Source organism: Chryseobacterium soldanellicola, from assembly GCF_900100115.1.
Taxonomy (GTDB): domain Bacteria; phylum Bacteroidota; class Bacteroidia; order Flavobacteriales; family Weeksellaceae; genus Chryseobacterium; species Chryseobacterium soldanellicola.
This window is the reverse complement of the sequence record NZ_FNKL01000001.1, coordinates 343,681-357,031: the sequence shown is the minus strand read 5'-3', so window position 1 is coordinate 357,031 and position 13,351 is coordinate 343,681. Positions and strand designations below refer to the sequence as shown.

The window sequence follows — 13,351 nt, the reverse complement described above, 5'->3', positions numbered from 1 at the left end:
TTATTGCTAATTTAGTGCTCGAATCAGCAAAATACTTTAGTTTATGACAAAATTTCTACTCTCATGCTTAATCATGTTAAGTATGACCTTAAAATCCCAGATCACTTTGGGCTTGGGGAGCACCGATGTCGGCGAGGCCCCCATTAGTACGTACTACGGATATTCCTACGTTCAGCAGATCTTTACCAAGCAGGAAATCAATGCCAATGCTGCAGGAAATATTACCGGACTTAAATTTTATCTGGACCCTGCAATGTCTCTCGCAGCTTCTTCAGATTGGGTAGTGTATTTAGGACATACTACTAAAACATCTTTCACTTCTGATGCAGACTGGATACCTGTAGGGCAGCTTACACAGGTGTATGCAGGAACGGTATCTAATGTAAACGGAGTCGTGGAAGTTACTTTTGCCACACCGTTTCCGTATAATAATTCGGATAATTTAGTGCTTGCAGCAGAAGAAAATTCTCAGGGTTATGATAATAATGACTTTGATGAAGCATTTTACGTGTATCCTTCAGCGCCAAATTCCGCCATTTATTATAAAAATGATGGTAATAACCCGGATCCTAACACACCGCCAGACGGAAATTTAGTTGATTTTAAATCTGTTACAACATTTAACGGATTGGTGGAAAATCCTATTCCGGCTTGTCCGTTGATTACGTATCCGGCTAACAATGCGACATTCGTTCCGTTGGCGCCAAGCATCACATGGAATAATTCATCGGGAGCTACAGGGTACAAAATCTCAATCGGAACTACTCCTGGAGGCACGAATGTTGTCAACCAGCAATCTACAACAACCAATAATTTTGTTCCTTCGGTAGCTTTAAATCCGAATACAAATTATTACGTAAAAGTAGTTGCCGTAGGATCTGCGGGAGAATCTTCGGGTTGTGGTGAAATTATGTTTACAACAATGCCGCCGGCTCCTACCAACGACGAATGTATAACAGCGACTACTTTAACGGTAAATACAGACCTTAACTGCGGAACTGTTACTTCAGGATACACAATCGGAGCTACAGATTCAGGATTGGTGCCTGATCCTTGCTACGGAGATCCGGACGATGATGTTTGGTATAAGTTCACAGCGACAGCTACACGACATTTGATTTCTCTAAGCAATATTGTTTCGGTAGGAAGCACAGTAGGAGATACAGATACTTATTTCCAGGTATTCAGTGGAGGTTGTGGCAGCTTATTAAGCATTTTATGCTCTGACGCAGAATCTAGTGTCGTTACAGGATTAACTCCGGGTGAGACCTATTATGTGAGAGTATACAGCTACTCAGATCAGGGAAGTAACCAGAGTTTTGATATCTGTGTAGGAACATTCCCGCCGCCGCCTGCAAACGATGACTGTTCAGGAGCGTTGATTGCATCTTCTTTCCCTTATACTTATGTTCAGGCAGATGCAGCAGGATCTACCAATAATGCAGGAATGCTTACAGCTTGCTCTAATAATGGGATGAATGACGGTACTTGGTTTACATTTACCGGAGACGGAGATCCTGTTTATATTACAGTGACTATGCCTTCAGGAAGCTTATTTGATCCTCAAATCGGTGTATTTAGCGGAAACTGTTCAGCTTTATCTTGCGAAGATACAGTAGATATGGGTGGCCAGGGTGGTACGGAAATGCTTTCTATCCCTACGCTTTCAGGAAATACTTACTATGTAAATGTAGGTCATTACAGCGAGTGGTCAGATGAGATGGAAGGTCCTTTCACGATCAATATTACCAAAACGGCTTTAGCAACTTCTGAAGTTTCGGCCAATAAGAATAATCTTAAGGTATATCCAAATCCATTTACAGAGGTATTAAATATCTCCGACGCTTCAAAAGTGAAGTCGGTTGCTATTACAGATATTTCCGGAAGATTGGTTAAAACAATTGAAAATCCTTCATCAGCTCTTAGCTTAGGAGAATTGAAGCAGGGAATGTATATTGTCATTCTTAATATGAAAGACGGTTCTAAACAAACCGTTAAAACCATCAAGAAATAACTTATAAGTTATAAAATAAGTAGAGGCGACTGTAAAAGGTCGCCTTTTTTGTTTAAAAAAAAAGGATTTTATATAATTAACTACCTTTTAAAGGTTTGTTATAGTTTAATTGTTTGTGATTGATGTTAAAATAATAAAGTGCTTTCCAGATATAAGTAGTAAAATATTAATGTTATTGATTTTTGATTAAACTTTTTTATAAAATTCTTTTTTTTCAATTTTAAATATTAAGTGTTTTTTATTTTTAAAATAAAATAAAATGTATGAAAATTATCATCTTAATTGTCTGTTTTTGATAGATATAACGTGTTAGGATTATTCATGGTAATTTGAATTATTTTCGAAAATAATTTTGATATTTTTTTTCATGTTGGTATAATTGTAAAGAATTTTTAAATAAAAAAACATGAAAAAATTATTACTTTTTATTCTGGGATTTCCGATAGCAAGTTTTGGACAATGGACAGAAAATTTTGATACGGCAACCAGCATGCCCGCAGGATGGGCCGTTGTTAACAGTGGAGATCCAAATGGATGGGTTTTCGCAAGTCCGGGAACAGGAACAGGCCAAACGGGGACAAACGTTGCTAAAATTATCTATGGAACTGCTGCACATGATGATTATTTAATCACTAAAGCTATCGCTGTTCAAGTTGGGATAGCTGACAGAATATCTTTTTATGTAAAGTCCAGAAGTGCTGCTTATCTGGAGAATTATGAAGTTTTGCTTTCCACAACTAATCAGACTGCAGCTGCATTTACAACAGTTTTACAACCCATGGAAAAAGCTCCCACAACTTGGGCTCAGAAAACTTTTAATCTTTCAGCCTACGCCGGACAAACGGTTTATATCGCTATTCATGCTACTGATACCGATCAATGGGAGTTGTATGCAGACACTTTTGTCGTAGATGCTGCTACTTTAGCGACTTCTGAAGTTTCGGCCAACAAGAATAATCTTAAGGTATATCCAAATCCGTTTACAGAGGTATTGAATATCTCTGACGCTTCAAAAGTGAAGTCGGTTGCGATTACAGATATTTCCGGAAGATTGGTTAAAACAATTGAAAATCCTTCATCAGCTCTTAGCTTAGGAGAATTGAAGCAGGGAATGTATAGTGTAATTCTTAACATGAAAGACGGTTCTAAACAAACCGTTAAAACCATCAAGAAATAACTTATAAATTATAAAATAAGTAGAGGCGACTGTAAAAGGTCGCCTCTTATTTTGTTAGTATTAAAATAATATAACTTTATTATTTATTGGGAACGGGTTGTATATCTCCTGTGGTCATATGCTCAAAAACAGTTGGGAAAAACATCACGAGTATAAAATAAATGATGACCATTAATACAACTAAAGCAAAAAGTATAATTACTAAACTATTTGGCTTATTTTTCTTTTGTGGTTCCATGATTTTTTGGTATTTAGTTAATAGATTACATTGATATTTAATACTAAGCTAATTTCTTGCCACATTGTTTGCAATATCTCGCATCATCATCAATATCTTCATTTCCGCATTGCTCGCAGACTTTTTCAAGGTTTTGTCTTTTGTTTCGCATTTCAGCCGTCACGATCCCTGTAGGAACGGCAATAATCGAATAACCGGCCAGCATTAAGATCACTGCAAAGAATTTTCCCATCGGCGTAATGGGTGACACATCACCGTAACCCACCGTTGTTACCGTCACCACAGCCCAGTAAATAGCCTGCGGAATGGTTTCAAAGCCCGGTCTTCCACCTTCCACCATAAACATCAGAGAGCCAACGATCACCGAGAAAATAATTAAAAATAAAAGGAAGATATAAATTTTTCGTGAGCTGTTTTTTAATGCCCGCACAATGACATATCCGTCATTCATAAAATCCAGAAGGTTAAAAACCCTGAAAACCCTCAACATTCTCAGCATTCTGAAAATCAGGAAATATTTCGTAACCGGAAAGAAAAAGCTTAAATAAAACGGAACCAAAGCCAAAAAATCAATAATCCCGAAAAAACTGAAAATATACTGTCTCTTATTTTTTACAACCGCAATTCTGCTGAAATATTCTGCAGAAAAAAATACGGAAATAATCCATTCAAGAATGATGAACGTATAATGAAACCTTTTATCCAGCTTTGGAACACTTTCCATCATAATGATAGAAGTGCTTATAAGAATTAAAGATAATAATATGATATCGAATAATTTCCCGAGTTTGGTATCGGAACGGTAAATAATTTTGTAAAGGTGTCTTTTCCAGAGCGCGTCTTCGGGAATCAGGTTGTGCTCTTTTTCCATTGCAAATGTTTTTTTAAAATTAACAAATTATCCCTATTTTCGTAACAAACATACACAATAAAATGACAATAGGCGAAGTAATTTCAAAAATTGAACAGCGTATTCCGCTACAGCAGGCAGAAGATTTTGATAATGTAGGATTATTATGCGGAATTCCTACCCGAAATGTAAGCGGAATTCTTGTTTGCCACGATGCCCTGGAAAATGTTGTAGATGAAGCTATTCATAAAAACTGTAATTTGATAGTATGTTTTCATCCTATTATTTTTTCAGGATTAAAATCTTTAACAGGAAAAAATTATGTCGAAAGAGCCGTTTTAAAAGCAGTTGAAAATAAAGTGGCCATTTATGCCATTCATACGGCTTGGGACAATGATTTCTTTGGGGTAAATGCAGGAATTTGTAATCATTTAGGATTAAAAGAGGTAAAAATCCTTCAACCTAAAAAAAATAATTTGAAGCAGTTAACCGTTTTCGTACCAAAAGAGTATTCTGAACAGGTTAAAGAAGCACTTTTCGACGCCGGAGCCGGAAATATCGGGTTCTATGACGAATGCAGCTTTACATTGAATGGAAACGGAACTTTCAGACCAATCGAAGGTTCAAACCCTTTCTCAGGACAAAAAAATATCCGTGAAAATGCCGATGAAGACATGATTTCCGTGATTTTTGAAGGATATAAGCAAAGTCAGATTATTTCAGCAATGAAATCTGCGCATCCTTACGAAGAAGTGGCACATCAGATTTATAATTTGGACAATGAAAATCATCATTCCGGATTGGGAATGTATGGTGAATTTGAAGAAGAAATGGATGAAAAGGATTTCCTGAAATTAGTTAAGGAAAAATTTAATCTTGAACTCATAAAACATTCTGATTTTACGAATAAAAAAATTAAAAAAGTAGGGGTTTTAGGCGGTTCCGGAGCCAGTGGAATCAAGTCTGCCTTGTCTAAAAAATGTGATGCCTATCTTACCGGAGACATCAAATACCACGACTATTTCCTGGCTGAATCGAGGATGCTGATCTGCGATATCGGGCATTATGAATCAGAACAATTGGTAACCCAACAATTATTTGAAATTTTGTCACAAAAATTTAGTACATTTGCAATTTCAAAATCTATTGAGAAAACCAACCCAGTAAATTATTTCATTTAAATATGGCAAAAACCAACGATATTTCAGTTGAAGAGAAATTAAGAGCTTTATACGATTTGCAGATCATTGATTCAAGATTGGATGAAATCCGAAATACAAGAGGAGAGTTGCCAATCGAGGTAGAAGATCTTGAAATCGAGATTGAAGGTCTTGAGAAAAGAGCTGAAAAATTTCACGCAGATATCAAAGATCAGGAAGATCAGATCAAAACAAAACATGAAGTAATCAACCATGCAAAATCTTTAATTGAAAAATACAAGTCTCAACAGGATAATGTAAGAAACAATAAAGAATTTGAAGCTTTAAGTAAAGAGATTGAATATCAGGATCTTGAAATCCAGCTTGCTGAGAAAAGAATTAAAGAGTTCGCGGCAAAAATCAGTCACAAAAACGAAACTTTAGATGATCTTAATACAAAAATCGCTGAGCTTAAAAACCACTTGAAATTCAAGAAAGTAGAGCTTGACGGTCTTGTTTCTGAAACACAGAAAGAAGAAGATTATCTGATCGAGCAGTCTAAAGAATATGCTGCGAAAATTGATGACAGATTATTGGCTTCATACAACAGAATCAGAACAAATTCTATCAACGGTCTTGCAGTTGTAGGTCTGGAAAGAGGGGCTCCGAAAGGTTCTTTCTTTACAATCCCGCCTCAAAAGCAGATGGAAATCGCTCAGAGAAAGAAAATTATTATCGATGAGCATTCAGGGAAAATCCTTGTTGATGATGAATTGGTAATGGAAGAAAACGAAAGAATGAAATCCGTGATTAAATTTTAATTACTGATTTTTAAAATACAAAGCTGCTTCAATTTTGGAGCAGCTTTTTTTTATGGTTTTTTTGGAATAGTTGTTATTCTGAATACAGACTAAAGATCAGCTTCCATTTTTCCAGGAGCTTTTTCCCGCTTTTCGCTCCAATCTTTTTTCTCAAAAAAAGGATTTCTACTGCAATCGGGGCTATAGTCTTTGTCGTTGTTTCAATCTATCACAGTCAATTTAATACTCTGTTTGTCATCCTGAAAGGATCTCAACAACGCAATTCTAAAAACGGTCTAGATCCTCTCAGGATGACAAACTGAATGGATAAAACATGTGAAAACAGGAAAGATTCCACGCTCCACTTCGTTTCGCTCTGAATGACAAACACACCGTTTAGTTTGTGTCATTTGTGTAAAAATTAGTGCAATTAGTGTTTAAACAAAAAAACAAAAAAACCGTCTCAGCAGACGGTTTTACTATTTATTCATGATGCTCATACATTGTATTGTAAAGATCAATAAACTTTTCCTTGATCGCTTTCCTTTTCAGCTTTAAAGTAGGGGTTAAAAGCCCTGCTTCAATGCTCCATACTTCTGGTGTCAGTTCAATTTTCTTGATTTTTTCCCAATTTCCGAGATGTTCGTTGATATCATCGATTTCTTTTTCGATCCTTTCTTTTAATTCTTTGCTTTTTGCGATTTCCTGTGGCGTTGTGCCGATGTTCAGATTGTTTCTCATTGCCCAGCTTTTTGCAAATTCAAAATCCGGCTGAACCAATGCTGTCGGCATTTTTTCACCATCGCCTACCACCATGATCTGCTCAATAAATTTCGAGGCTTTTGCTAAATTTTCAATCGTTTGAGGAGCAATATATTTTCCGCCGGATGTTTTAAACATTTCTTTTTTACGGTCGGTGATTTGTAAAAATCCTTCGTTGTCGATATGTCCGATGTCTCCGGTTTTGAAATAGCCGTCTTCAGTGAAGACTTCTTTCGTCATTTCATCATTTTTAAAGTATGCTTTAAATATAGAAGGACCTTTTACGGTAATTTCACCATCTTCCTGAATTTTAACCTGTAAATTATCCAACGGCAAACCAACGGTTCCTATTTTCATTTTTCCGAATGCATTGACAGAAATAACAGGTGAAGTTTCCGTTAATCCATAGCCTTCCAGAATCGGAATTCCGGCATTTTGAAACATTAAATTCAATCTTGTAGACAAAGCCGCAGAACCCGAAACCAGCGTAATGATCTCGCCTCCCAAACCTTCTCGCCATTTTTTAAATACTAACTTATCAGCGATAATTTCCTGCAGCCCAGATGGTTTTGAAACTTCTTTCTTTTTCTGAATTAATTGTAAAGCCCAGAAGAAAATCTTCGTTTTTAAACCTCCGGCAGAAGAACCGGTTGCATATATTTTATCATACACTTTCTCTACCAGCCTCGGAACAACGCTCATGTAGTGTGGTTTCACTTCCTTTACATTTTCGCCCATTTTTTCTATACTTTCTGCAAAATAAACCGAAAAACCGTTGTATTGGAAAAGATAAAAAAGCATTCTCTCGAAAATATGACAGATCGGTAAGAAGCTCAAAACCCTTGTATCTTTATAATCAAGTCCTTTTTTTCGTGGAATTCTTGGAAGCGAGCCTAAAATATTTGAAACAATATTGTGGTGGGTAAGCATTACTCCTTTTGGTCTTCCGGTGGTTCCCGAAGTGTAGATTATGGTTGCAAGGTCCTCGGAATTTATCGTATTGGCAAGATCTTCAACTTCAATTTGTGTTGAATCATCTTCGCCTAAATCCAGGATTTCTCTCCAGTTTGCGGCACCGTTTACTGCGTCAAAAGTGAAAATTCCCTGTAAAGAAGAAATATTGTGCTTCACTTTCATTACTTTACTAAAAAGCTCTTTATCGGAAACGAAACAGTATTTTATTTCGGCATTATTGAAAATGAATTCATAATCTTCAGGCGAAATGCTCGGGTAAACAGGCACGGAAACTACTCCGATCTGGGAAAGCCCGAGATCCATAATGGCCCATTCTGTTCGGGAATTGGTGGTGATTAAAGCGATTTTGTCACCCGGCTTTATTCCAAGCTTTAAAAGTCCTCTTGATATTTTATTGGCTTCATTAATAAACTCCTGCGTAGAAGTTTTTTTCCATTCGCCATGATATTTGGTTACAAACATATCCGATTTTGGATATTTTTCTAAAGCGTAATGAGGTATATCGAATAATCTCTTGATCGTCATGATTTTCTAAGTATATTTTAAATAAATCTAAATATAAGCATTTTTTTTAATTATAGAAATTAGAAAGCATAAGTTGAAAATTACTAAAATGTAAGCCATAATATATTGAATAATTCATGCGATGACTTTATCTTATGAATATTTAAAAATCATAAATCTTTGGACCACGCCCAATTAATAACCGCTAATTGCTAATTCTATTTTCAGGTTTGACCAAAAAGTGTAAATTTACGACCATCTAATTATTATTTTTATGGACTTTAATTTATCGGAAGAACAGCTGATGATTCAGCAGGCAGCAAGGGATTTTGCACAAAACGAACTATTACCGGAAGTAATTGAAAGAGACCGCGATCAGAAATTTCCTACCGAGCAGGTAAAGAAAATGGGAGAAATGGGGCTTTTGGGAATGATGGTAGACCCTAAGTACGGCGGTGCCGGGATGGACAGTGTTTCTTACGTTTTGGCAATGGAGGAGATTGCAAAGGTAGACGCTTCTGCAGCTGTTGTAATGTCTGTAAACAATTCATTGGTTTGTGCAGGGCTTGAAAAATTCGCTTCTGAAGAACAAAAAGTAAAATATCTTACCCCACTGGCAAGCGGCCAGGTAATCGGTGCGTTTGCGCTATCTGAGCCTGAAGCAGGTTCTGATGCAACTTCTCAAAAAACGACTGCTGAAGATAAAGGTGACTATTATCTTTTAAACGGAATCAAAAACTGGATCACAAACGGTGGAACGGCATCTTATTATATCGTAATTGCACAGACTGATCCTGAGAAAAAACACAAAGGTATCAACGCATTTATCGTTGAAAGAGGTTGGGAAGGTTTCGAAATCGGGTTAAAAGAAGACAAGCTGGGAATCAGAGGAAGTGATACGCACTCTTTGATCTTCAACAACGTAAAAGTACCGAAAGAAAACAGAATCGGGGAAGATGGCTTCGGATTCAACTTCGCGATGGCTGTTTTAAACGGGGGTAGAATCGGTATTGCTTCTCAGGCGTTGGGAATTGCTGCCGGAGCTTACGAACTGGCTTTAAAATATGCTAAAACAAGAAAAGCTTTCAAAACTGAAATCATCAATCACCAGGCAATTGCTTTTAAATTAGCAGATATGGCAACACAAATTACGGCTGCAAGAATGCTTTGCTATAAAGCAGCTGTGGAAAAAGACGCCGGAAAAGACATCTCTGAAAGTGGAGCAATGGCAAAATTATACGCCTCTCAGGTGGCTATGGATACTACGATTGAAGCTGTACAAATCCACGGTGGATACGGATATGTGAAAGAATATCATGTAGAAAGAATGATGCGTGATGCAAAAATCACTCAGATCTACGAAGGAACTTCTGAAATCCAGAAAATTGTGATTTCAAGAAGCATCGCAAAATAAAATTCTAAAAAACACTATTACTATGAAAAAATCTTTGTGGGTCACTCTCGGCGTTGTTTTACTGCTTTTAGGAGTATTTGTCTGGTATAAATTTTTCTTTGTTTTCGGAGAAGGTGTAAAATCCGGTTATCTGAATTATGCAATTAAAAAAGGGTATGTATTCAAAACTTATGAAGGTAAATTAATTCAGGAAGGTTTTGGTAGAGGTAAAACGGGAAGTATTACAAGTTATGAATTTGAGTTTTCTGTTTCTGATCCTGAAGTTTTCAAGCAATTGGAACTCAACAGTGGAAAAACTTTTGATCTTCATTACAAAGAATATAACGGAGCTTTGCCTTGGAGGGGAAACACAAAGTACGTCGTAGATAAAATAGTGAATATGAAATAAGTAAAGGCTCTCAGTTTTTGGGAGCCTTTTACGTTACACACGAACCACAAAATATTAATAATAGTATTATCTATTTTGAATATGATAAAGTTATAAAGAACATTTTCATTAAATGTCTCGTTTTAATTAAAATAATATTAAAATATAAACGCTATCACTGAGCTGTTTTTTTATATTTGATGGGAATCTTTATCAGAACGGCTTTTGCTTCTTTTTTTATAAAAATAATATCCAATTCCGCCAATTAAAATCAAGGGCCACAACGGAAGAATAAACAGGAAAATAGAAGTAATGACTCCCCACCCGGAAGAGATCGCTGCCAAAGATTTTTCACCGAAGGTCTTTGGTTCTTTTTCAGAAGCTGCCTTATCTGTAACCGTTATTGATACGTTGCAAATGGCATTTTCAGCATAATTATTTCCGAAAACTTCTATGTTTTTATTCTCAATTTCTCCGAGCGAGCTTAAGCCGTTCATCAAATCATCAAAATTCCTGATCGGGACCTTCACCTGCATTTCATATACTTTTCGATCATTTTCTGAGTAAGAGGAAGGAGTGTTTTTTACGGGTTCATTCACGATATACGAGAGCTCTTCACTTTTAATAAATCCGTTGTTTTTCTGTATTTCTTCTTTTACAATTTCTTTTACGGTTTCTATATTGTCAACATTGATAGAGATAAAACCTGATTTTACCATTTTATTTTTTGTAGTAATAAGTTCAGAATTTTCACTTTTTGGTCTGTTTTTATAAATAATCTTCGTTTCCTTAATCACTTTTGGAGCTGGAACATTGACCACAATTTTTTCCGGTTTCTTATCTGCAGAATCTTTCTTTTCAATTTTTGATTCCAGCTTTGTGGCGGCAATTTTATCAGATAAAGAATCGATACTTTTCGAGGTTGATTCTATTTTTTCTTTGATGTTTTCTTTAGTATCATCAAATTCCCTGATTTTTACATTGGCAGAATCAAAAACCTGGTTGGCGGCATCATGGGCTGTATGTACCGCATCCATTGCGGCCGTTGCGCTGCTGTCTGCAGAATTTACTGCCTTTTCAATCTGAGATTGTGTCGCTTCTCCTTTTTTACACATAATAAAAGTGCTTGTTACAGCGAATAGTAATATGAATTTTTTCATAACATTAATTTTTTGATGAAGTAAAATTAGGAGGGAAGTTCTTGTAAAGGTTGTAAAAGAAATGTATTCAGTCCATAAAATTACATGTAGTAGAAAATCAATGAATTAGATTTATTTTACAAAAATTTTACAAAAGATTTTCTTCATTTTGAAATGCCATCTTTTAATGAAAATAAAAAATCCGTAGAAATTTTTTCCACGGATTTATACTATGTAAAAGCTTATTTGCTTAATTAGCTATTTTGATATTCACTGATAAAATGCAGCTTCACATTCGGGAATTTTTCCTGCGTCATATGAATTGTAAATGATGAATCAGCCAGGAAAACCAATTGATTATATTTATCTCTGGCCAAAAATCTTTGCTTCAATCTTGCAAATTCCTTGAACTCTTCTGATTTTTCATCCGCTTCCACCCAACAGGCTTTATGCATAGAAAGTGGTTCGTAAGTACATTTTGCACCGTATTCGTGCTCCAGACGGTATTGGATAACTTCATACTGAAGCGCACCAACTGTTCCGATGATTTTTCTGTTGTTCATTTCAAGCGTAAATAACTGAGCAACACCTTCATCCATCAGCTGATCGATACCTTTTGCCAATTGCTTTGCTTTCAGCGGATCATTATTATTAATATATCTGAAATGTTCGGGGGAGAAGCTCGGAATTCCTTTGAAGCTCAATTTTTCACCTCCCGTCAACGTGTCACCGATTCTGAAGCTTCCTGTATCGTGAAGACCTACAATATCTCCCGGGAAACTCTCATCCACAACTTCTTTTTTATCTGCAAAGAATGCGTTGGGTGAAGAAAATTTCATCTTTTTGCCTTCTCTTACCAATAAATAATTTTCGTTTCTTTTAAATGTTCCCGAAACAATTTTCACAAAGGCCAAACGGTCTCTGTGTTTCGGATCCATATTGGCGTGAATCTTGAAAACGAATCCTGTGAAAGCATTTTCTTCAGGTTTTACCAAACGCGTATCACTTTCTTTGGGCTGTGGCATCGGAGCAATATCAATAAAGGCATCCAATAATTCACGAACTCCAAAATTATTCAAAGCCGAACCAAAGAAAACAGGCTGCAAATCGCCTTTCATATAATCTTCACGGTTAAATTCAGGATAAACGGATTGTACTAATTCAAGTTCTTCTCTTAAGGTTTGTGCGGGTTTTTCACCGATAATTTCATCGATTGTAAGATCGTTGATGTCATCAAATTTGATGGCTTCACCTACTTTCTGTTTTTTCTCTTCTAAAAATAGCTGAATATTATTTTCCCAGATATTGTAAATTCCCTGAAAATCAGCGCCCATCCCGATCGGAATAGATAACGGAACTACGCTTAATCCTAATTTTTGCTCAACCTCATCCAGTAAATCGAAGGCATCTTTTCCTTCACGGTCCAATTTATTAATGAAAACCAACATCGGAATGTTTCTCATTCTGCAAACCTGAACCAGTTTTTCTGTCTGTTCCTCAACCCCTTTTGCAACGTCGATGACAACGATTACAGAGTCAACGGCGGTCAAAGTTCTATACGTATCTTCCGCAAAATCTTTGTGGCCGGGAGTATCTAAAATATTGATTTTATGGTTTCTATATTCAAAAGCCAACACGGAAGTCGCCACGGAGATCCCTCTCTGTCTTTCAATTTCCATGAAGTCGGAGGTTGCTCCTTTTTTTATTTTGTTCGATTTTACCGCACCCGCCTCCTGAATCGCACCTCCGAAAAGCAGTAATTTTTCAGTAAGGGTGGTTTTTCCGGCATCGGGGTGAGAGATAATCCCGAAAGTTTTTCTTCTCTCTATTTCTTTGATTAAGTCTGACATATCGTATTTTGAAGTTGCAAAAATCGTGAATTTTGTCGAATCCTGAAAGTTTGATTTTTTAAACTTTTATTCAAACACAAATAACATTAATTATTAACGAATAAAACACAATTAAATTTGTG

At 36.2% G+C, this 13,351-nt stretch carries 11 protein-coding genes; 6 read left to right on the top strand and 5 right to left on the bottom strand.

The genetic code is table 11. The features are described 5' to 3' along the window. Nucleotides 1–43: 43 nt before the first annotated feature. Both BLT04_RS01550 and BLT04_RS01545 read left to right on the top strand, forming a co-directional pair. Entirely contained in the window at nucleotides 44–2,014 is a 1,971-nt protein-coding gene (locus tag BLT04_RS01550) for a T9SS type A sorting domain-containing protein (RefSeq protein WP_089753010.1), read from the top strand. Nucleotides 2,015–2,420: 406 nt separating this feature from the next. After that, nucleotides 2,421–3,191: a T9SS-dependent choice-of-anchor J family protein gene (locus BLT04_RS01545; protein WP_089753008.1), complete on the top strand. Its 771-nt coding sequence runs from the start codon at nucleotides 2,421–2,423 to the stop codon at nucleotides 3,189–3,191. 79 nt (nucleotides 3,192–3,270) lie between these two features. On the opposite strand, the gene BLT04_RS18830 is transcribed toward BLT04_RS01545, so the two are convergent. Both BLT04_RS18830 and BLT04_RS01540 read right to left on the bottom strand, forming a co-directional pair. Continuing rightward, nucleotides 3,271–3,429 carry a hypothetical protein gene (locus tag BLT04_RS18830; RefSeq protein WP_170828408.1) on the bottom strand — a complete coding sequence of 53 codons (159 nt, stop codon included), beginning with the start codon at nucleotides 3,427–3,429 and terminating at the stop codon, nucleotides 3,271–3,273. A 43-nt stretch (nucleotides 3,430–3,472) separates the two neighbouring features. Then, entirely contained in the window at nucleotides 3,473–4,300 is an 828-nt protein-coding gene (locus BLT04_RS01540) for an ion transporter (RefSeq protein WP_089753006.1), read from the bottom strand. 62 nt (nucleotides 4,301–4,362) lie between these two features. Here BLT04_RS01540 and BLT04_RS01535 point away from each other — a divergent pair, with 62 nt between their 5' ends. Further along, a complete protein-coding gene (locus BLT04_RS01535) occupies nucleotides 4,363–5,460 on the top strand; it encodes a Nif3-like dinuclear metal center hexameric protein (RefSeq protein WP_089753004.1) in 1,098 nt (365 codons plus the stop codon). Between the two features lie 2 nt (nucleotides 5,461–5,462). Further along, nucleotides 5,463–6,239 carry a zinc ribbon domain-containing protein gene (locus tag BLT04_RS01530; RefSeq protein ID WP_089753002.1) on the top strand — a complete coding sequence of 259 codons (777 nt, stop codon included), beginning with the start codon at nucleotides 5,463–5,465 and terminating at the stop codon, nucleotides 6,237–6,239. 462 nt (nucleotides 6,240–6,701) lie between these two features. Here BLT04_RS01530 and BLT04_RS01525 read toward each other — a convergent pair whose 3' ends face one another. Then, a complete protein-coding gene (locus tag BLT04_RS01525; protein WP_089753000.1) occupies nucleotides 6,702–8,480 on the bottom strand; it encodes an AMP-dependent synthetase/ligase in 1,779 nt (592 codons plus the stop codon). A gap of 253 nt (nucleotides 8,481–8,733) precedes the next feature. Between BLT04_RS01525 and BLT04_RS01520 the strand changes: the two genes are divergently transcribed. After that, nucleotides 8,734–9,873, top strand: a complete 1,140-nt coding sequence (locus BLT04_RS01520) for an acyl-CoA dehydrogenase (RefSeq protein ID WP_089752999.1) — start codon at nucleotides 8,734–8,736, stop codon at nucleotides 9,871–9,873. Between the two features lie 22 nt (nucleotides 9,874–9,895). After that, nucleotides 9,896–10,261 carry a hypothetical protein gene (locus BLT04_RS01515; protein ID WP_089752997.1) on the top strand — a complete coding sequence of 122 codons (366 nt, stop codon included), beginning with the start codon at nucleotides 9,896–9,898 and terminating at the stop codon, nucleotides 10,259–10,261. A 170-nt stretch (nucleotides 10,262–10,431) separates the two neighbouring features. On the opposite strand, the gene BLT04_RS01510 is transcribed toward BLT04_RS01515, so the two are convergent. After that, a complete protein-coding gene (locus tag BLT04_RS01510) occupies nucleotides 10,432–11,400 on the bottom strand; it encodes a DUF4349 domain-containing protein (protein ID WP_089752995.1) in 969 nt (322 codons plus the stop codon). Between the two features lie 233 nt (nucleotides 11,401–11,633). Beyond that, nucleotides 11,634–13,229, bottom strand: coding sequence for a peptide chain release factor 3 (locus BLT04_RS01505; protein WP_089752993.1), 1,596 nt, complete (start codon nucleotides 13,227–13,229; stop codon nucleotides 11,634–11,636). Nucleotides 13,230–13,351 lie beyond the last annotated feature (122 nt).